14 protein-coding genes are annotated in these 21,528 nt (G+C 58.0%); 3 read left to right on the top strand and 11 right to left on the bottom strand.

Annotated features, from left to right (window positions below):
- Window positions 1–29: 29 nt before the first annotated feature.
- Genes addA through AACZ86_RS05340 form a run of 6 tightly spaced genes read right to left on the bottom strand, consistent with a single transcriptional unit; the run spans window position 30 to window position 10,965 of the window.
- Window positions 30–3,482: a double-strand break repair helicase AddA gene (addA, locus tag AACZ86_RS05365; RefSeq protein WP_339690046.1), complete on the bottom strand. Its 3,453-nt coding sequence runs from the start codon at window positions 3,480–3,482 to the stop codon at window positions 30–32.
- A complete protein-coding gene (gene addB, locus AACZ86_RS05360) occupies window positions 3,475–6,474 on the bottom strand; it encodes a double-strand break repair protein AddB (protein ID WP_339690043.1) in 3,000 nt (999 codons plus the stop codon). Before addB ends, addA begins: the two co-directional genes overlap by 8 nt.
- A complete protein-coding gene (locus AACZ86_RS05355) occupies window positions 6,467–7,183 on the bottom strand; it encodes a nucleotidyltransferase family protein (RefSeq protein ID WP_339690040.1) in 717 nt (238 codons plus the stop codon). The genes addB and AACZ86_RS05355 overlap by 8 nt, the downstream gene beginning before the upstream one ends.
- Window positions 7,180–8,166 (bottom strand): phosphotransferase, encoded by a 987-nt coding sequence (locus AACZ86_RS05350; protein WP_339690037.1) that lies wholly within the window; start codon window positions 8,164–8,166, stop codon window positions 7,180–7,182. Before AACZ86_RS05350 ends, AACZ86_RS05355 begins: the two co-directional genes overlap by 4 nt.
- Window positions 8,163–8,606 carry a tRNA (adenosine(37)-N6)-threonylcarbamoyltransferase complex ATPase subunit type 1 TsaE gene (gene tsaE / locus AACZ86_RS05345; RefSeq protein ID WP_339690267.1) on the bottom strand — a complete coding sequence of 148 codons (444 nt, stop codon included), beginning with the start codon at window positions 8,604–8,606 and terminating at the stop codon, window positions 8,163–8,165. The genes AACZ86_RS05350 and tsaE overlap by 4 nt, the downstream gene beginning before the upstream one ends.
- A 7-nt stretch (window positions 8,607–8,613) precedes the next feature.
- On the bottom strand, window positions 8,614–10,965 hold the full coding sequence (locus AACZ86_RS05340) for an ATP-binding protein (RefSeq protein ID WP_339690035.1): 2,352 nt from the start codon (window positions 10,963–10,965) through the stop codon (window positions 8,614–8,616).
- 112 nt (window positions 10,966–11,077) lie between these two features.
- Here AACZ86_RS05340 and moaB point away from each other — a divergent pair, with 112 nt between their 5' ends.
- Both moaB and AACZ86_RS05330 read left to right on the top strand, forming a co-directional pair.
- Window positions 11,078–11,605 (top strand): molybdenum cofactor biosynthesis protein B, encoded by a 528-nt coding sequence (moaB, locus tag AACZ86_RS05335; RefSeq protein WP_339690032.1) that lies wholly within the window; start codon window positions 11,078–11,080, stop codon window positions 11,603–11,605.
- A 48-nt stretch (window positions 11,606–11,653) separates the two neighbouring features.
- Complete coding sequence (locus AACZ86_RS05330; protein ID WP_339690030.1) at window positions 11,654–12,751, top strand: PA0069 family radical SAM protein; 1,098 nt, start codon at window positions 11,654–11,656, stop codon at window positions 12,749–12,751.
- Here the strand turns inward: AACZ86_RS05330 and AACZ86_RS05325 are convergent.
- The 5 genes from AACZ86_RS05325 to AACZ86_RS05305 form a co-directional block, all read right to left on the bottom strand.
- A complete protein-coding gene (locus AACZ86_RS05325; RefSeq protein ID WP_339690027.1) occupies window positions 12,748–14,355 on the bottom strand; it encodes a long-chain fatty acid--CoA ligase in 1,608 nt (535 codons plus the stop codon). The genes AACZ86_RS05330 and AACZ86_RS05325 overlap by 4 nt on opposite strands.
- Before the next feature lie 50 nt (window positions 14,356–14,405).
- A complete protein-coding gene (gene dnaE / locus AACZ86_RS05320; protein WP_339690024.1) occupies window positions 14,406–17,909 on the bottom strand; it encodes a DNA polymerase III subunit alpha in 3,504 nt (1,167 codons plus the stop codon).
- A 112-nt stretch (window positions 17,910–18,021) separates the two neighbouring features.
- Window positions 18,022–18,495: a glutathione peroxidase gene (locus AACZ86_RS05315; RefSeq protein ID WP_339690023.1), complete on the bottom strand. Its 474-nt coding sequence runs from the start codon at window positions 18,493–18,495 to the stop codon at window positions 18,022–18,024.
- A gap of 98 nt (window positions 18,496–18,593) precedes the next feature.
- The gene (locus AACZ86_RS05310) at window positions 18,594–19,280 is read right to left on the bottom strand and encodes an ABC transporter ATP-binding protein (RefSeq protein ID WP_339690020.1); all 687 of its coding nucleotides are present in this window, start codon (window positions 19,278–19,280) and stop codon (window positions 18,594–18,596) included.
- Window positions 19,273–20,523 carry a lipoprotein-releasing ABC transporter permease subunit gene (locus tag AACZ86_RS05305; protein ID WP_339690017.1) on the bottom strand — a complete coding sequence of 417 codons (1,251 nt, stop codon included), beginning with the start codon at window positions 20,521–20,523 and terminating at the stop codon, window positions 19,273–19,275. Before AACZ86_RS05305 ends, AACZ86_RS05310 begins: the two co-directional genes overlap by 8 nt.
- A 507-nt stretch (window positions 20,524–21,030) precedes the next feature.
- Here AACZ86_RS05305 and AACZ86_RS05300 point away from each other — a divergent pair.
- Window positions 21,031–21,510, top strand: coding sequence for an Hsp20 family protein (locus tag AACZ86_RS05300; RefSeq protein WP_339690014.1), 480 nt, complete (start codon window positions 21,031–21,033; stop codon window positions 21,508–21,510).
- Window positions 21,511–21,528 lie beyond the last annotated feature (18 nt).

The following is a 21,528-nucleotide window of genomic DNA, read 5'->3' as shown; positions in this document are numbered from 1 at the left end:
CGGCTCAAGCGCGGTAGCGGAAAGCTTTTTCATATCGGCTCAAAGCCGGGCTTGTGCCGCTCGATCAGATCCGGGGCAAGCTCCAGCATTTGCGGCCCGTGCGAATAGAGCAGACCGACCTTGATCGGACGATCCGGGAAAATTTTCTCCAGCGCGGCGACATAGGCCGCCATCTGACGGAGATAGGCAACGGGCGCCTGGTCGGCATTGTCGGGCACCCGCCGTCCGGTCTTGAAATCGACGACATAGATATGATCGTCGGTGATCAGCAGGCGGTCGACCGTACCGGAAATGACATGTTCGCCGACGACCGCCGCTATTGGTGCCTCCGCGAGACTTTTCGGTGCGAATAAAGCCGACCATATCGGATTGTCCATGACCGCCAGAACCGTCTTGATAATCTCTGCACGGCGGGCCGGGTCGGCGATCTGCTTCTGCTTTTCCAGCCAGCGGTCGGCGACATCTGTACGGCGTTCCGGCTCGATATTCGGCAGGCGCTGGAACAGGCTGTGCAGCAATATGCCGCGTTCGGCGGCATCGCGCATGGTCAGGTCCGGCGGCGGGTTGCTGGCATCGTCGGGACCGAGATGCGAGGGGGTCAAGGGCCGCGGCGGGCGCGATTCTTCCGGTGCCGACCGGAATAGCCAATCCGGCGGCGGCGCTTTGCCGACATCCTGACTGCTACCAGCGTCGACAGCAGACGCTATCGCAGGTTGGTTCTGGCTCTCCGTCCGATATTCCCGTACCGCATGCCAGTCCGGGTCTTCCCGCCAGTCGCTGCCCAGAGCGATCAGGCCGCGTTCCATCGCGCCATACCAGCTCAGTTCCGGCACTTCGCCTTTCGCTCTTGGCCCGAGAACGCCAGCTACCACGAGATGTTCTTCCGCCCGGGTCATGGCGACATAGAGCAGCCGCCAATGTTCTTCCATCGCGACCTTGTCGGCATAAGCGGCATGTTCGGCCAATATGCCGACACGCTCGGCCTTGCGGACCGGCACCACCGGATATTCCAGTTCGCGATCTGTCCCTTCACCCAGTTTGATGCTGAAACCCCCGCTTTTCTTGCTTGCCGGATCAAAGGTCGCATTGGCGAGAATCACCAGCGGTGCCTGCAATCCCTTTGCGCCATGGACAGTCATCAGCCGCACTTCATTGCCGCCCTCGACCTGCTCCCGCTTGATTTCGACATCACCGCGGTCGAACCAGTCGAGAAAACCCTGCAAGGTCGGGATATGGTCTCGCTCGAAAGCCAGGGCGGTCGCTAGCAGCTCGTCCAGCGGATCGACCGCCGCATGGCTGAGCCGCGCCAGCAATTTGCGCCGCCCCTGCATCGGCCCAGACAGAATTGTCTCGAGAAACTGGTACGGCGTGTTGAAATCGGCCATCGCCAGCAATTGCTGCAACGGCTTTATCTGCTCGCCCAGCCCGTCCTGCCGGCGCAAAAATTCCCAAAGGCTCTTCTCGCCATTGGCCTCGCCGCGATGACCGCGCGCCAGCAAATCCTCTTGCGTCCAGCCGAGCAAAGGCGAAACCAGCAGGCTGGCGAGATTGAGATCGTCATTTGGCTGCAGCACGAAGCGGATGGCGGCCAGCAGATCCTGCACAACCAGCGGCTGGTTCAGACGGATACGGTCAATACCGGCAACGGGAACCTTCTCGGCAAACAGACGGGCGACGATCAGCGCGCTCAACTCGTCGCGCTTGCTCACCAATATCAGGATGTCCTTGGGTTGCAGCGCCCGGTTTTGCCGGTCCAGCCAGAGCGGATTTTCCGGCGACAGCCATTGCTTGATCTGCACCGCAAGCCGCTGGGCAAAAACCCTTTTCTCTTCACTGGCCCAGGATTCCTCATCCTCGTCATCACCGTCGCTCGTATTGGCAATCGGCTTCCACAAAGTCACGCTGCCGCTGGAATCGAGATAATTGCTGCGATGTTCGGGGATTTTCTGGTCGAGCCCCAATTGTTCGTGGCTAAGCTGTTCCAGCGTCGCGTCGACAACCTTCAATATCGGCGGCGTCGAGCGGAAACTACGGTCCAGCGACAGGTCTCCGAACGGCTTTTCCGATGCCTCTGCCAGAGCGAAAAATTCGGTTCGCGCATTGGCATAATTATGCGGGCTGGTGCCCTGAAAGCCGAAGATCGCCTGTTTGAAGTCGCCCACCGTGAACAGGGTCCGGTGCCGCTCGGGTTCCACGCCCATGCCGGCAAAAAACTCGCCGGCCAGCGCCCGGACAATATCCCATTGCGCGACATTGGTATCCTGCGCCTCGTCGATCAAAATATGATCGGTACGCTGGTCGAGCTTGTAACGGATCCACGCCGCCATATCGCTTTTCTGCAACAGCCGGGCGGTCATCCGGATCATGTCGTCAAAATCGACGACGCCGTGCAGCCTTTTGGCGTCGGCATAGCGATGATAGAAAGCGCGACCCGCTTCCAACGCGCCCGCGAACAGATCGGCATATTCGAACAGCACCGCTTTTTCGAGCAGGCCGTTGCTCCACTCAAACAACGAACCGGCAATGAAATCATAGTCCGGCAGAGCTTTTAACAGGCCTTTTGTAGGCTTTGGCGGTGCGCCGGTGGTCTTGGTCGCCCAGGCCAGGTGGACATCGGCCAAACCAGCAGCGCGCTCCTGCGGATTGAGGGTCAGCCAGAGGCGGATCGCCAATTGCCGTTCCTGCTCCTTCTTGCCACCAGATTCCGCCATTGCATCGCGCAACAGGGTGATCGAGCGAAGGTCGATCGCTTCATCGCTGCAGCGATCCGCCAGCCACGACTGCGCATCGCCGTCAATCGGCAGGCCCAGAAGCCCGCGGACGAACGGCAATATACCAGAGGCCAGTCCCTCCATCGCATCCGCCTTGGCCGCGCAGGCCATCAAAAATTGTTCGGTCGCCTCTTCGCCCATCCGGACGCTCAGGCGCTGGATTGCCTCGATGATCTGCGGACGCCCGGCCTGCTCTTCCTCGAGCAGCAGTTCGCCGAGAGCCTCACGCGCCAAAATTTTCTGGTCGCGCGCCTCAATCGGCTTGAACATCGAAGCGATGCCGGCCTCTTCAGGGAATGAAGCTAACAAGGACTGGCAGAAGCCGTGGATTGTCATGATCCTGAGGCCGCCGCCCTGCGCATCGAGTACGCGGGCAAACAAAGTCCGCGCGCGATCTCTGGTTTCCGGCGCGGTCGATGCGCCGATGGCAGCCAGATCGCTGGCCAGTCTGACATCATCCATCCGCACCCAGGCGGCCAGTTGCCGGTTGATCCGTTCCGCCATTTCGGCGGCACCCGCCTTGGTGAAGGTCAGGCAGAGAATATGCTCGGGGTCGACTTTTTCCGTCAACAGCAGGCGAAACACCCGCGCTGTCAGGACCTGGGTTTTGCCGGTACCAGCCGAAGCGCTGAGCCAGATATTGGTCTCGGGCTCGACCGCATCGATCTGCCGGTCTTTCAGCGGAAAGATTTTTGACTTTTCGCTACTCATGATCCGGAGCCTCCGCCGGTGCGCGACCGTACCATTCCTCGAGCCGCATCAGCTGGTCATAGTCGGCATAGCGGGCATATTCCGGATGCAGCTTGGCAGTCATCGGCTCGGTGCCCTTGAGATATTGGTCGGCCGCCTCGTTGAACCGGGCCACCGCGTGGTCGACCATCGCGTCCGCCGGGATGATATTGTCGCCGCGCCCTTTTGTAGGTGAGCGGACATAGCCGAAATCGTCGGTGCCGCCCTTTTTCGCCAGCGCCCAATATTCGAACGCAACCGCCTCGCCTTCAATATCCTTGAAGCCGCCCAGTTCGGCGATGGCAGCGAGCAGGCCAAGCTGCAGATTATAGCCTTCGGCCACCGCCTTGTTGCTCGGCGCGCCTCCGGTCTTGTAATCGACAATACCGATACCGCCATCGAGCATCCGGTCGATGCGGTCGGCGATGCCGGACAGTTCTATACCGGCAATCTCGGCCTTGCCGTATATTTCCGAGACCAGCGGTTCACGGCCACTCTTGCGGCCCTCCGCCAGCGTCGCGGCAATCCAGTCCAGCCCTTCCAGCAAGCGCGGCGCCCAGAGACTGCGCATCAGCGGGTGCAGGCCGGGGTCATCCAGAAACGCCTGCGCTCTTTCCCGCAACGCAGCCGGGGCATAATCGTCCTGCTTGGCCCATTGTTCGAGAATATCGTGGATGATGGTCCCGCGCCAGGCCGCGCTCGGATCGGCGTCGATCATGTCGAGCGCGGCAAAGCCCATGATCTTTTTCGCGTAAAAGGAATATGGATCGGCGATCAGGCTGTCGACCTGGGTGACCGAAATCGGGATATGGCGCTGCTCTTTGCTCGGCAACGGAGCGGGGCGTGCATATGGCGCGGGTTCGCTTTCCGGCTGGTCGATCGCCGAGAGCCACGCGCGGGCCTGCGGATGTTCTTTCAGGTTATCGCCGCACATGCCCTTTAGCCGCAGCAGAAAGCGCGAGGCAATGGCCGGGCCGGAATCATCGCGGTGCGCACGGGAGAGAATGACTTTCTTTGCTCCCATCGCGCCGACCAGATCATGTGCTGACAGGCCGATCTGCCGTTCCTGCGCCGGCAGACCAAGCGATTTGCGGATCATCGGCGCGAGCCACGGATCGGGCGTTATCGCCTGCGGCCAGCTGCCCTCGTTGAGGCCGCAGCAGATCACCAGTTCGGACTGTTGCAGACGCGCTTCCAGCAAGCCGTATAGCGCGATGCGCGGGTGGCCGCCGTAGGGCGGGCGCACGGAAATATCGGCCATCAGAGTCTCGAAATAGCCGGGCAGTTCATTTGCCTTGATGCGGATCGGTCCCATTTCCGCGCGGATTTGCAACTTGGCCAACAAATCAGCGAGTTCCCGGCCGCCCGGACCGGCCCAGATCGCGCCATCGGTCAAAGTCTCGGCCAATTGCCGCAACTGATCGAGGAGTTTCGGCCAGTCGAGCGGCGATGCAAAAAGCGTCGCGATCGGCTCGAACGTTGTGCGGGTTGATTTCCACCACGGAATGATCGCTTCCCGCAGCTTCTTCGTCCGGTAATTGTCCGCCTTGAGCAGCGCGTCGATGCCCGTGAGCCCTGGCGCCGGGCGCGGGCCGCGGAGCAGCAGGTCGAGCCTGCGGACATGTTCGAGCCATTGCAGCCGCCCCTCGCCGCGCTGCACCAGCGGATGCTTGAGCAAAGCGAGAAATTCGGCCGGCGGAAAACCGTCGGCAACGGCCGCCAGCAGGTTCAGAAAGAATACGCCCTCCGGCAGCTTCGCCAAAGGTTGGCCTGCGGTATCATCGACCTGGATATCCCAACGTTTCAAATGGGCGGAAATCCGCGTGGCCAGAGACCGGTCCGGCGTGACAATCGCCACCCGCTGATCCGGGTCTTCCAGCGCTTCGCGCGCCAGCAGCGCGATGACCTGTGCTTCCTCGGCGCTGTTACGCGCCTCGACCGTCTGCACCCCGGCGAGGCTGCGCTCGCTGCTGTCCAGCGTCTGCCAGCGCACCGTCAGTTTCGGGATCGCGAAGGCATTGCTCAGCGCCCGGCTGCGTTTGGCTGCCGCGCCGCTTTCGCCGGTGCGCGGCCAGCGCAATATTTCGCCGCGCGCGATCGACATGCGGTCGAGCAGTAATTTCATATGATATTGCGGATGGGTTTCCTGCGCGCGCTTGGCGTAACCGCTGTCCGGGTCGGGCTGGAACGGGCCGAGCAGGTCCCATTCCTCGTCCGGCATGATCAGGTCGAGGTCGGGCAGAACCACCAGCCCTTGAGGCATGAACGATATCGTTTCCAGAAAACGGGCAATGGCCGGAGCGGAGGTTGTGATGCCCGCGGCAACGACGAAATGATCGGGTGGCGATGTCTTCCAGCTCTTGGCAATATGGCCGAACAAGGCGTTGCGGCGGACCGCCTGATCCACCCGCTGCCATTTTTCCAGCTGCTGCCGCCACTTCTCGGCGATGATCAGGAAGAAGCGATAGGAATCCTGCCAGTGGCTGGACAGGTCGAGGCTCTCCGGCTCCGTCTTCATCAGGTCGGCCAGCGAGATTTCCTCGACATTCAGCTGGTCAAGCGTGCTGGCGAACTCGCGCGCCAGCCGCAGCGCGTCCTTGGCCAATATGGTGTCGTCACGCAGCCGGATTTCTTTCTGGATCAGTTGCGCCAAGGTGAGCAGCCGGTCCATCGGATCGACGGCGGCCGGAATATCCAGCGCCAGTTCGCCGGAATCGAGCGCCACGCCGATGGATTCATCCAGATCGAGATCGCCGATCACCGCCATTTGCGGGAGCAACAGCCCGTCTTCACTCAGCCGCACGAAGGCTTCCTGCAAGCCCCGCTGGGCGCGGTTGTTGGGCAGGATAACGAGGCCGCGGGCTAGCCCGAAGGCGTCCTTGGCAAAGCGGTCGATCAGTCCTTGGGCAAGTGCATCGGCGAAGCCGCCATGCGCGGCGATATTGTAAATGGATGGCCGGCGGCGGTCAGACATTCGCCAGCGCGGCTTCTGTCGGCGCTATCGCTTGCGGCGAGCCGACCTCGAACCATTGGCCTTCGTGAACCGCGCCGAACAGGCGCCCCTCGCCGATGGCGCGCTCCCAGAAAATATTGGTCGAGAAAGGACCGGTGGGCGCATCACGCAGCAGCCGTTTTGAAATCAGCTGGATGCCGGAGTAAATCAATGGCGCTTTCTGGTCCGGAAGTTTGCGCGAAATCCGATTCTCGTCATCAAGATGGAAGTCGCCATCACCTTTGTAATTGTGAGCCGCTTCCCTCGGTATCAGCAGCAGCAGAGCGTCCATCCTGTCTCCGTCCCATGCTTGCGCCAGTTGCTGCAGGCTGTTTGTCGGCCCGTCGGTCCAGAGATTATCGCTGTTGATGCAGAAGAAAATATCTTCATCGATCAGCGGCTCTGCCTGCACCAGGCCGCCGCCGGTCTCTAACAACTCAGACCGTTCGTCGGAGACCCGGATATCGATCGGGTAGGGCAAGGCCGCGAGATGCGCTTCCATCATGTCGGCGAGATAATGAACATTGACGACAGCCTTGCCGATTCCGGCTTCTACGAGCTTCTCGAAACAATGATCGATCATCGCCTTGCCAGCCACTTCAACCAAAGGCTTCGGACGGCTTTCGGTAAGCGGGCGCATGCGCTTCCCCAGTCCGGCGGCCATGATCATCGCGGTGTCGACCTTCGTCATTTGCTTGCTTCCGCCATCGGCATCGGCTTGCTCCGGACTTCCGCAGGAATATTCCGGTCAAACCACTGTTTCATCGGTCCAAGCGCCGGATGACGCAGGTCTTTCTCCAGCAAGCGCCACATTCTGGGCAGGAAATCCAGATAGCGCTGCTTGCCGTCCCGCATGCAAAGACGGGTAAAAATGCCGATGATCTTGGTGTTCCGCTGCGCGCCCAAAATAGCATAGTGACCGCGAAATTCGGCGGCCGCTTCGTCGCCGTGATCAGCCAGATAATATGTGAGCATGGTTGCTTCCAGCTCGTCCGACACATCGCGGCGGGCATCCTGCAACATCGACACAAGATCGTAAGCAGGATGGCCGATCAGCGCGTCCTGAAAATCCAGCAAGCCAAGCCGGTCGCCCTCGAGGAGCATGATATTCTCGGCATGATAATCGCGCATCACCGTGACCGGCGGGTTTTGCGCAGCGATGACCGGTGCAAGAATTTCTCGCCAGATCGCTTCGAAACCCTCTGTATCCACGTCCAGTTGCTGCGCCGGACAATACCATTCGGTCAGCAAATTCACTTCCCGCAAATATTGCTGCTCGTCATAAGCGGGCAGTTCCGCAGCCGGTACCCGATGCAATGCCTGCAACAGATCGATGACCTGACGGTAGATCGGCTCTTCGTCTTCCGGCTTGTGGTCGAGATGCTCGCGCATCCGCTGATCACCGAAATCCTCCAGAAGGACGAGGCCCTGCGGCAGGTCGCGCGCAAAAATCTCGGGTGCAGCAAAGCCGGAACCCGTCAGATATTCGGCAATCGCGATAAACGGTTTCGGGTCTTCATGCGGTGGCGGCGCGTCCATCAGGATCGCCTTGCGGCCTCCTGCCTCGACACGGAAATAGCGACGGAAAGACGCATCCCCGGCGACCGGCGAAATCCGGGCATTCTCCCACCCGTTTTGGGTCAAAAATTCTGCCGCTGCTACGGGCGGTTTCATGTCAGTGGCCATCGATCTTTCCAAGCGTCCCCGGCTGTCCAAGTCAACCGACGATTGCCGTCTCCCGTTATTTCAAGTTCAATCCTGAGTGCATCATGCCAGAAACTGTCGGGCATCCGGTCCGGCCACTCGACAATCATCGCGCCAAATTCCAGCGCCTCCTCGAGACCAAGTTCCGGAATTTCCTCCTGATCCTCGATCCGGTACAGGTCGACATGCGCAACCGGAATTCTGGTTTCCGGCGGTTCATATTGCTGCACAATCGCGAAAGTCGGGCTCGGCACTTCATCGCCATAGCCCAGCCCTTCCAATATGCCTCTCGCCAGCGTGGTCTTGCCGGCGCCCAGCGTGCCGCTCAGCGCAAGCTTGTCCCCCGTACGCAGCAACGCGCCCAGTTTTCGCCCAACATCCAGCGTCGCTTGCTCGCTTTCCAGCAACATCATATCATCATTGTCTCGGCAGGCGCAGGGTTACCAGCGTGCCCTGCCCCGGTTCGGATGTCAGCGTCAGATCGCCGCCGTGCGCCATGATCAGCTGGCGCGCCAGAGGGAGGCCGAGGCCGCCCACTTTGTCCGTCGCCTTCTGATCACGCGAGCGCGCGAAACTGTCAAAAGCCTTTGATTGCTGCCCCGCGGTCATCCCCGGGCCATCGTCGGAAATATGGATTATCGCCTGCTTCACATTTCCGGAACCGTGAATGAGAACCCGCCCGCCGTCGCCGGTATATTTGATCGCATTGTCGACGATTTGCGAGATAGCCTGGCTGAGCCGTTTCTTGTCGGCCATGGCGGAACCGAGCGTCGCATCCAGCTGCAATTCCACCTCGATAGATTTGGCCTTTGCGTCGTCGGCAAAATGGCCGGCAATATCCTCGATCAACTTGTTGAGATTGACCTTGTCCTTGGCGATCGGCAGCGCGCCAGCTTCGCTTTGGCTCAGGTCGAGAACATTGTCGATCTGGGTACCAAGGCGTTTGACGGACTGGAGAATCGCCCGCACATATTCATGGCCCTGATCCGTCAGCGGTCCGGCAATCCCCTGATCGAGAAGCTCCGCGAAGCCTCCGATCGACGTCAGCGGAGTCCGGAACTCGTAACTCATGTTGGACAGGAAACTGCCCTTGATCGAATCCGCTTCCACCAGCGCCTCGTTACGCTCGCGCAGCGCCTGTTCGATCCGGTAGCTGTCCGAGATGTCCAGCATGGTAAAAAGCGCATTGCCGTCGGGCAGCGGGATGGCGGCAAATTCATAGCGGCGGCCGTCGGCAAAATTGATCCGCCCGCCTCTTTGTTCGCGCTCGGTCGTCGCGCTGCGTACCATCTCACGCACTTCCGAAATCCGGGCGGGCTGCTTCAATTGCTGCGCCATATTTTGCATCAGCCGGTCAACCCGCGGATGCTTGCCGAGCTCGTCTTCATCCAGACCCCAGTTTTTCGCGAATTGATGGTTCCAGATATTCAATTTTCCATCGGCGGCAAACACGGCAAGGGACTCGAACAGATTGTCAAAGGTCGCGGTCCTGACCCGTAGCAATGTATCGCGCGCGCTCGCCAGTTGCACCTGTTCGGTCCGGTCCTCGAATATAACCAGCAATCCGCCATCCGGTGTCGGATTGGCCAGCACTCTCAAATGGGTGCCATCGGCGAGAAGCCAGTTTTCCTCGGTTCCGTTCGTCGACTGGAACCAGCCCGTCCGTTCTTCCCGCCATTCGGGAAAATCGCGGACTTCCGGGATACGGTTCATTTCGCGCATCCGGTCCAGTACCCGCGGAAATTCGGGTCGTTCCGCTATCCACTGCTGACGCATCGAGAAAATCCGCTGGAATGGCAGATTGCAGAATTTCAGCGATCTATCGGCATCGAACTGGACAACACCGGCAGAAATCTTGTCGAGCATGTCGCGCTGCGATTCACCGAAGCGCCTCTGCTCCCGCCGCGCGTCTTCCAGTTCCTGAATGTCGATGGCATAGCCGGCGATTCCGGATTTCCCGAGGGGGACATCGACCACCTGCGTCATCCGCCGCTCGCCGCCGATGGTCGTCGCGACGATCCTCTCCAGCGGCGCACCCTGCGTTTTCGCCTTTTCAGCAGCATCAGCCGGGCGGAAACCGTCGATGGTTTCCACCAGCTCGATACCATTGGCGATCACTTGCGCTCCGTCCTCTGCATCAACGGCGGCAACATAGGCACTGTTGACCAAAGTCAGACGCAGGTCGGGCGAGCGGTGCCACATCGGAACCGGGGCCGCTTCTATCAAGGCGGAGAGCGCATCAAAGGCCGCGCGGGCCGCTTCATTCTCGTCGCGCAGCTTCTCGATCTGCCCTTCGCTGTCGGTCGCATCAAAAACCCATAGCAATGCGCTGCCATTGGGTGCGATTTTCTGATCAGCCAGACTGCCACGGATCAGCAGCGCCTTGTCCGAGCCAGCAACCTTGATCGCGCGAACAAAATTGCTGCCAGTTTTCTGGGCAAGATTGACGTCCTGCATCAGATCTTCGAGGTCTTTCCGACCGATGCCCCGGTCGTTATCATGCAATTCGGATATATGCGCTGGCAGATGATCGAAACCAAGCCAGTGCATCAGTCGCTGCGACGCTTCCAGTTTTCCGTCGGATCGCACCAGCAACGGCAATGCAGGCGAGGTTTCAAGCAAACGTCCCAGCCGTCCCGACTGGCGCAACGTCGCGTCCGCCTTGTTCTTCATCGCCAGGCCAGTCCAGATCGCCCAAGCAGCAGCCCCCAGCCAGGCGGCAAGGATGAGGCCTAAGATTACAGCAGTAAGATCCGGGACATTAGACATTAACCCATCGATTAGACGGATAGTTAACCTGCGCAAACCCCTATTCTTTATGTCTTGGAAAAGCAAAGCGGACTAAGCTATTCTCGGCGGGGAAATAACGCGGAGAGCGACGATGCCAATTGACGAAAGCCGGACCTTCAAACCGATCAACATCGCGCTGTTGACCGTTTCCGATACGCGCACGGCAAAAGAAGATACATCGGGCGATATATTGGCCGGCCGGATCGGGAAAAAGGGCCACAAATTAATCTATCGCAATCTGCTGAGAGACGACAAATCCATTCTTGTCGCTCAACTCCACCAGTGGATTGACGACGAGCAGGTCGATGTCATCATCACCACCGGCGGAACCGGCCTGACCGGGCGCGATATTACACCGGAAGCGCTGGATGCGGTCAAGGACAAGGATATACCCGGATTCGGCGAATTGTTCCGCTATCTGAGCATCGCCAAGATCGGCACCTCGACGGTGCAATCCCGCGCCTGCGCCGTGGTTGCACGAGGCACTTATATATTCGCCCTTCCCGGATCCAACGGCGCGGTCAAAGACGGCTGGGACGGCATATTGGACACCCAGCTCGATAGCCGTCATCGCCCCTGCAATTTTGTCGAGCTTATCCCGAGACTGCTTGAAAAATAGCGATTCAATCTATTTGTTCTTTATATGTTCTCATAGTATGAAGAACGAATGGACGACAAAAACACAATCCATCCTGCGCCACGAAAGGGCCGGGGAGCAACATCCAACGCGGTTCCGCAACGGTTCAATCTCCAGGATCGGGAGATTGACGGCGATTGGCTGGACGAGAGAGCCCTCATCGACGACATTGGCTCCAGGCTGAGAACCACCGTCACAGCCGAATTTCCCAAATCGATCATCAATTACAACAAGTCACCCGATCTGCCGTTCGACCGCTCGATCAACGCCTATCGCGGCTGTGAACATGGCTGCGTCTATTGCTATGCCCGACCGACCCACGCTTATCATGATCTGTCCCCGGGGCTTGATTTCGAAAGCAAACTGTTCGCAAAGCCGAATGCCGCCGACCTGCTCCGCCAGACATTAGCAAAACCGAATTATCAGCCAGCAACCCTCGCGATCGGCACCAACACCGATCCTTATCAGCCGATCGAGAAACGCTACCGGATCACACGGCAAATATTGGAAGTGATGCTGGAGGTGCGGCACCCGGTGGTCATCACCACAAAATCCAACCGGGTGGTCGAAGATATTGATCTGCTGGTCCAACTGGCGGTTCAACAGCTCACCGCTGTCGCGATTTCAGTCACAACGCTCGACTCGACGACCGCGCGTTTGCTGGAACCCAGAGCCCCTGCTCCCGCGCGGCGGCTGGATGCTGTACGAAAGCTCAGCGAAGCCGGCATATATGTGCACGTCAATATCGCGCCCGTCGTCCCGGGCATTACCGATCACGAGATTGAAGCGATTGTTGCTGCGGCAGCGGACTGCGGTGCCAGCAGCGTCTCCTTCATTCCCATGCGCCTGCCGCACGAAGTCGCGCCGCTGTTCGAACAATGGCTGGAAAGCCATTATCCGGAGCGCAATTCAAAGGTAATGAGCATCGTCCGGCAGATGCGCGGTGGCAAACGCAACGATCCGGAGTTCCACAGCCGGATGCGCGGTCAGGGACCGTGGGCAGACCTCATTCGCACCCGGATCGGCATCGCGTCGCGCAAGGCCGGGTTGAACAGGGGCAAAATCAAACTCAGGACCGATCTGTTCCAGCGCCCGATAATCACGGGCAGCCAGATGGAACTGTTCTAGGCGTCCGCCAGACTCTTCAGCTTATAGTCCTTATATTCATCACGAAGTGACCGTTTGAGGATTTTTCCGGTGGCGGTGTGGGGCAGCTCTTCCACGAATATCACTTCATCGGGAAGCCACCATTTCGCGACCTTGTCGCCGAGATAATCAATCATATCGGCTTGCGAAACATCGCTGCCCGGTTTGCGCACCACCAGCAGCAGCGGCCGCTCGTCCCATTTGGGATGATAGACGCCCACAGCAGCCGCCTCGGCAACACCGGGGCAACCGACTGCGGCATTTTCCAGCTCGATCGAGCTGATCCACTCGCCGCCCGACTTGATCACATCCTTGGCCCGGTCGGTAATCTGCATCGTGCCATCGGGATGAAGAACGGACACGTCGCCGGTATCAAACCAGCCTTCATCTTCCACCGCATCCTCGTCCGCACGATAATAGCGCTTGATGATCCACGGCCCCCGGATTTCCAGCGTGCCACTGGTCTTGCCATCGCGGGGCGCGACATTGCCTTCTTCGTCGATGACGCGCAGTTCCACGCCAAAGGGCGGCCTGCCCTGCTTGCAGATCACATCAACCTGCTCGTCAAAGCTCAGTTCATCCCAATTGGCGGGAAGCGAACCGGCGGTGCCGATCGGCGACGTCTCGGTCATGCCCCAGGCATGGGCGACGCGGATACCATTTTTCATTAGTCGCTCGATCATCGAGCGCGGACAGGCCGAGCCGCCGATCACGACAACGCCCAGTTTGCCATAATCGCCACCGTTTTCATCCATGTCGGCGAACATCGACAACCAGACGGTCGGCACCCCTGCACTGTGGGTCACACCCTCGTCCCGGATCAGTTTCCACAAAACCGACGCCTCGTTGCTGGCGGAAAAGACCATTTTGGCTCCAACCGCAGCGCAGGCGAACGGTAAACCCCAGGCGTTAGCATGAAACATCGGCACGACTGGCAACATCACCGAGCGGGTCGCGAGATCCATCACATCCGGCTGCACCTCGGTGATAGCATGAATGACGTTCGAACGATGCTCGTACAACACACCCTTCGGGTTGCCGGTGGTGCCGCTGGTATAGCAAAGGCCGCAAGGATCATTTTCATCGACATCGACCCATTCGAAATCACCGTCTTCCGCATCCAGCAATTCGCGGAAGGTAGTATAATCACCTTTCTCGCCGTCAAACTGGATATAATGTTCCACCGTTTTGAGTTGTGGCTTGATCATTTCGACAATCGGGGCAAACATTTTATCGAACAACAGCACCCGGTCTTCGGCATGGTTGATCACATAGACCAGTTGCTCCTCGAACAGGCGCGGATTGACCGTGTGGAGGATACCACCGATGCCGGCTGATCCATACCAGCTGATCAGATGATGGGCATGGTTCATGGCGATGGTGGCGACCCGGTCGCCTTTCTTCATGCCGAGGCGCTGCAATGCTTGTGAGAATTTGCGCGAATCAAGCCCGACCTCGGCCCAATTGCTGCGGGTGATGTTGCCGTCCGCCCAATAGCTGACGATCTCGCGAGCGCCATGTTCTCTCGCAGCATGATCGATCAGATTGGTAATCTTGAGTGCGCTAGCTTGCATTGCACCGGCCATATTGTCTCTCCAAACAGGTTATCTTTGGCCGGGTCCTGAAATGTTTAGCGCTAGCTGACAAGCCTTAATTTGGGTTTCGCCACCCGCATGGGTCGGGCCGCGCCCAGACGGACGCCGGAGATTCCATTGACCCGTTCCAGCATCTCGACGGTTTCTGCATCCAGACGGAAGGACCGACCCAGACAGACTGTCACCGGATCACCATCGGGTCCGGCCATGGTTGCGACCAGTTCACTATGACCGCCAACCAATGGTGCCACCAGATTGGTCAGTTCGTGCAATCCTGCAATATCATGCACTTGCAGCTCCATACATGTTCGCGTTGTTTTCTCCAGCCCTTCGAGCGGCTGAGCCCGCCGGATCGCAACGCGCGGATTTTCGTCTTCGGACTGCTGGTCGAGCTCGACATTGAGCAAGGCGCAACCGCCCTGATCCGCCAGTTCTGCCAATATCTTGCACTGGTCCTCGTCGAAACAACTGCCGGAAAACTGACCGCTGCTGTCGGACAGGTCGGCGAGCGCAAAGCGCTTGCCTCTGCGGCTGTCACGCCAGCGTACTTTTTCTACGAGTGCCGCCATGACCGCTGGTTTGCGTACCCCTTCCCCGATCGGACCTTCGCTGCACAAGGCGGCGTAGGTCAGCGCGCCCAATGACGTCGTAACGGCCTGGAACTGTGAAACCGGATGGGCTGAAAAATAAAAGCCGAAGGCATCGCGTTCGTGGACCATGATTTCGTTGAGTGACCAGTTGCTGCCCTCCGGCAATCTGATCGCCTGCATGTCGCCGCCAGCGCTACCTTCGCCGAACAGCCCGCCCTGCCCGCTTTCGCGCGCATCGGCTGCGCTGTTGGCGACCGACAAGATCATATCCGCGCCGTCATAAACCGCCGCGCGATTGGGCTCCAGTTCGTCAAATCCACCCGCCGAGGCCAGACTTTCCAGCTGCCGTTTGTTGAGGCCGTGCGGATCAATGCGATTGGCGAAATCCTCGATCGACGAAAACGGACCTTCAGCGGCGCGTTCCGCGACCAATGACTGCATCGCTTTTTCACCGACATTTTTCAGTCCGGCGAGCGCATATCGGACGGCAAGACCGCCGTCAGGCTGTTCCTCAACCGAGAAATTGGGCCGGCTTTTGTTGATTGCAGGCTGCAACACCGCCACGTTCAGTCGCTTCATATCATCGACAAAAATGCTGAGCTTGTCCGACTGATGCATATCGAAACACATGGAAGCGGCGTAAAATTCATGCGGATAATGGGCTTTCAGCCAGGCGGTTTGATAGGCGAGCAGCGCATAGGCCGCCGCGTGGCTTTTGTTGAAACCATAGCCGGCAAATTTATCGATCAAGTCGAACAGCTCGTTGGCTTGCCCGCTGTTCAAGCCTTTTTCCGCGGCGCCTGAAACAAACCTGCTGCGCTGCACATCCATTTCCGCCTGGATCTTCTTTCCCATGGCGCGGCGCAGCAAATCTGCTTCACCGAGCGAATAGCCGCCGATGATCTGCGCGGCCTGCATCACCTGTTCCTGATAGACAAAAATCCCGTAAGTCTCTTTCAGGATGCCCTCCAGCAACGGATGCGGATAGGCAATTTCGGCGCGACCGTTTTTACGGTCCCCAAACAGCGGAATATTGTCCATCGGACCAGGACGATAGAGCGACACCAGCGCAATAATATCGCCGAAATTTGTTGGTTTCACGGCAGCCAGCGTGCGCCGCATGCCTTCCGATTCCAGCTGGAACACACCCACGGTGTCGCCGCGCTGGAGCAGATCGAAGACGCCCTCGTCTTCCCAGCTCAACCCATCCAGATCGACTTTCACCCCGCGTTCGGCGAGCAGCTGGACGCCCTTTTTCAGCACCGACAGCGTCTTCAGGCCTAAAAAGTCGAATTTCACCAGACCGGCTTTTTCGACAAATTTCATGTCGAACTGGGTCACCGGCAGGTCAGAGCGCGGATCGCGGTAAAGCGGCACCAGCTGATCGAGCGGACGGTCGCCGATCACGACACCGGCAGCATGGGTCGAACTGTGCCGCGGCAGACCTTCGAGCTGCATCGCCAGATCGAACAGCCGCTTCACATCCGCCTGTTTATATTCCTGCGCCAGTTCCGAGATGCCGTTGAGCGAGCGCTTCAAATCCCATGGATCGGTCGGATGGTTGGGCACCAATTTTGTCAACCGGTCGACTTGCCCATAGGGCATTTGCAGCACCCGTCCGACGTCGCGCAGCACGGCGCGGGCCTTCAATTTTCCGAAGGTAATAATCTGGGCAACTTGCCGGTCGCCATATTTTTCCTGAACATAGCGAATGACTTCGCCACGGCGCGTTTCGCAGAAATCGATATCGAAATCCGGCATTGAGACACGTTCGGGGTTGAGGAAACGTTCAAACAGCAGACCGAGTTTGATCGGATCAAGATCGGTGATGGTAAGCGCCCAGGCGACAACCGAGCCGGCACCCGAACCACGACCAGGCCCGACCGGAATATCATGATCCTTCGCCCATTTGATAAAATCGGCAACGATCAGGAAATAGCCGGGAAACCCCATGTTGACGATGACATCAAGTTCGAATTCCAGCCGGTCGAAATAGCCTTTCCGCTCGGCCTCGTCGGCAAGGTCGAGAACCGCCAGCCGCCGTTCCAGACCGGCGGTAGAATCGCGCCGCAATTGTTCGATTTCTCCCGCGAGATCGCCAGCCAGACTGGGAAGGATCGGATCTCTCTTTGGCGGGGAAGTCGCGCATCGCTGCGCAATAACCAGAGTATTCTCCAACGCTTCCGGAATATCCGAGAACAGCTCTTCCATCACGAGGCCGCTTTTCATCCACAGATGTTTGGACGGTTTCTCACGGTCGTTATTTTCGACATAAGCGGACTGCGCGATACATTTCATCGCGTCATGCGCTTCGTGAAAACCGGGTTCGGAAAAACAGCTCGGGTTGGTCGCGACCAGCGGAATGTCGCGATCAATGGCCAAAGTGATCAGACCGGCTTCGGCTGCCATTTCAACCGGGTCCTCGCGGCGGGAAAGCTCGATATACAGTCGCCCCGGGAAAAGCTGTTGCAACAATGACAAATATGCTTCGGCTTCGCTTTGCTGCTCTTCCGCGATCAGTCGCGCCAAAGCGCCTTCGCCGCCACCGGTCAGGGCCAGCAGGCCGTCGCTGTGACTGGCCAATATATCCATCCCGACATGGGCGTCGAGTTCGCTGGGTCGATCGAGATGCGAAGCGGACACCAGTTTGCAGAGATTTTCATATCCCTGCGCGTCCTGCGCATAGAGCGCTATCCAGTCCAGAACCGGCTTGTCCTTTTCGGCACCGCCGGGACGCGCCACGCGCAGGAAACAGCCGGTAATCGGCTGCACGCCTTTGGAACGGCAACCGTCATCGAAGGCCATCGAAGCAAACAGACCGATACGGTCGCACAGCGCCACAGCCGGAAATCCGCGCTCTTTGGCGGCCGCACCAATGGCTGCCGGCTCCATGGCGCCATCCAATATTGTATAGGCGGAGAAAGCACGAAGATGGACGAACGGAATATGGGCCATGATGTCAGACTAACGCAGCAATATGGTCTTGCATATGGTGAGGATCACCAAGCACTCAACTATCGACCATTTGTCCACAGCTATTTAAGCAGATCACACCGAAAAGCGGTTTTTACAGAAGAGCTTCAATCTCGCTTTTCAACTGCTCCGGCTTTACCGCCGGACCGTAACGCGCGACGACATTGCCTTCGCGATCAACCAGAAATTTGGTGAAATTCCACTTGATCCGGGACCCCAAAAGACCTGATTTTTCGGATTTTAGATATTTCCACAACGGGTCGGCACCGTCGCCATTGACGTCGATTTTTTCCATCAACGGAAAGCTCACATCATAGTTTAGCGAGCAGAAATTCTTGATTTCGTCGGCATTTCCAGGCTCCTGGTGGCCGAATTGGTTGCAGGGAAAAGCCAATATCTCGAGGCCCCGGTCTTTATATTCCTGATGAAGTTTTTCGAGCCCTTCATATTGCGGCGTAAAACCGCATTTGGAGGCGGTGTTTACGATCAAAAGCACCTTGCCCTTGTGCGCGGACAAATCCTCGATGGATCCATCCGCCTGTTTCACCTGAAAGTCAGTAACCGTCATATGCGCCCCGCATTGTTTGATTTTTTCGTTCGGTATGGCCTTCAGTTTGATACTCAAGCCGGAAAAGTCAAAGCTAATCTCGTTTCAAATTGAAAAGACTAGGTTAAAACCCCTTCATGGAGCCGGACAACCCGGTCCATTTTGGCGGCCAGGCGCTCGTTATGCGTAGCGATCAACGCAGCGCTGCCTTCCTGCCGGACGAGACTGATAAACTCCGCGAGCACCAGTTCGGCCGTGGCTTCGTCAAGATTGCCGGTCGGTTCATCCGCCAGCACCAGCTTCGGCGCATTGGCCAGCGCACGCGCGACGGCTACCCGTTGTTGCTCACCGCCCGACAATTTGCTCGGCGTGTGGTTCAGACGATCGCCCAGTCCAAGACTGCGCAAGAGTGTCTCGGCTCTTTCTTCAGCCGCTTTTTGGGCTACACCCGCGATCAGCTGGGGCATCACGACATTTTCCAGAGCCGAAAAATCGGGCAGCAAATGGTGGAACTGATAGACAAAACCCAGCAAATCGCGCCGAATCCGCGTATGGCCGCTGGCAGGCAATTGTGCGGTTTCCTCGCCATTCAGCTTGATCGAACCTTCAAATCCTCCTTCGAGCAATCCGACCGCCTGCAACAGCGTGGATTTTCCCGAACCGGAAGGGCCAACAAGCGCCACGATTTCGTTCGCATCGATGTCGAGATTGACCCCGCGAAGCACCTCTATCTTGACGTCCGCCTGCACAAAGCTACGCCGGACATCACGCAATTCCACCGTTTTCTGATTCACCTGATCACTCATAACGAAGCACCTGAACCGGATCGGTACTGGCGGCCTTATAGGCGGGATAAAGCGTGGCGAGGAAACTGAAGAGCAGAGCCAGCCCCGCGATCCCCACGACTTCCATGGGGTCGGTTCGTGCCGGAAGCTCGGTCAGAAAGCGAATCGACGGGTCCCACAGATTCTGTCCGGTAATCAACTGGACGAAATTGATTACATTCTGGCGGAAATAAATCGCAATCAGACCAAGGCCGATGCCCGCGGCTATGCCCAGCATCCCGATCGAGGTCCCGACGGTGACAAAAATCCTGAGCAGCGACGCGCGCGACGCGCCCATCGTTCGTAGTATGGCTATGTCCCGGGTTTTGGCGCGGACCAGCATGATCAGCGAAGACAGGATATTGAACACGGCCACCAGGATGATGATCGACAGGATCACGAACATCACCACGCGTTCGACCTGCAGCGTTTCGAAAAGGGAGGCATTCATCGTCTGCCAGTCGGTTATGACACCGCGATCCGCCACCTTCGGAATCAGGGGCGCTATAATATTGCTCACATTATCGGCGTCATTGGTCTTGATTTCGATCATCCCGATCTGGTCACCGAGCAGCAGCAATGTCTGCGCATCTTCCATCGGCATGATGACAAAGGCCTTGTCATAATCATAGACCCCGACCTCGAAAATCGCGGCCACTTCATAGGCAATCTCTCGTGGCACCGTTCCGAAAGGCGTCGAGCGCCCTTGCGGGTTGATCACGGTGATCCGGCTGCCCACCTGTGCGCCAAGCGTTGTCGCCAGTCGGCTGCCGATGCCGACACGCCCTGCCCCCGGCTCGAGAAGCGCCAGGTCGCCGGCTACGGTTTTCCCGTCCAGCGTTTCATTGTTCAATATATCGGGAACCAGCATCCCCCGGACCAATACGGCTTCGACCCGCCCGTTGAACGTGGTCAGCAACGGCTGCTCGATCAATGGCGAGGCCGAGACAACGCCTTCGGTATTCCGGGTGTCCTCCAGCAAATCGCGCCAATCGGGCAGACGACCACCATAGCCCTGGATCACCGCATGGCCGTTAAGGCCGACAATTTTGTCAAAAAGTTCGGCGCGGAAACCGTTCATAACGCTCATCACCACGATCAACGCGGCGACACCCAGCATGACCGCAACCAGACTGATACTGGCAACGAGAAAGATAAACCCTTCCCCCTTGCCGGGTAATAAATAGCGTTTTGCGATTACCCATTCATAACGGGACAGGAGCATGATTTGCGAAAACTTCCTTGGATCAGGTTTTGCCACCTTTACGGTCGCTGGCTGGGGCAAGCAAGCGTCATAGTCGTAAATCTGCTGTTGCCGATATGACACAAGCGGTCATCAATATGACGAAACCGTCAATTTTGTCATGACAAATTTATGTCAGTCGATCAGAGATGGAAACAGAATCAAACATCTCGATTAACGGGTCATGGTTCAGGGATCCTTTCAGGTTCCGCCAAATGTTGGGGGACACGCGGCGTTGAATATGAAGGGAAAACAGGGGGCGATTTAATTCGTCACCATTTTCGCCCGGGTGCTGATTGGCATCCGGGCGTTTTTTTTGGCCTCAAAAAATTTCCAAACTACTGTTAATCCGTGTTTTTCTTTCTCTTGAAATATCGCGATTTGAACATATCTTTATTGATGTGAGACGCCATTCGGGTTTCACAGCAGCGAACCGGATGCCGCTTTGCGGGTCCAGATTTACATTGCTCAATATAAGAGGATATAGATATGAATCGTTTTGACTTTACCCCCTATCGCCGGTCCACCGTAGGATTCGACCGGCTGTTCGACCTTCTTGAAAATAATGCCCGCGCGCAGCAATCCGAGAATTACCCGCCGTTCAACATCGAACGCAGCGGCGAAGATCAATATCGGATCACGCTAGCCGTCGCCGGTTTCAAGGATGAGGAAATCGAAATTACCGCCCAGCAGAACTTACTGCTCGTCGCCGGCAACAAAAAAGCCGAAGATCAGGAAGGCAAGCAGTTCCTGCACATGGGCATAGCCAACCGCAATTTTGAACGGCGCTTCGAACTTGCCGATTTTGTCCGTGTCGAGAATGCAGCACTGGCCGACGGCCTGCTGGAGATCGATCTGGTCCGCGAAATCCCGGAAGCGATGCGACCGCAGACGATCGCCATCAACAAGGCGGATAATGTCACCAAAATTGCGCACAAACAGAAAAAGGAAGAAGATAAAGCCGCTTAAGCTGGCTCTCTTCCGTTA

It is taken from the genome of uncultured Parasphingorhabdus sp. (assembly GCF_963975735.1).
Lineage (GTDB): Bacteria > Pseudomonadota > Alphaproteobacteria > Sphingomonadales > Sphingomonadaceae > Parasphingorhabdus.
Note: the sequence above shows the minus strand (reverse complement) of the source record. Positions and strands in the feature narration are given on the sequence as shown.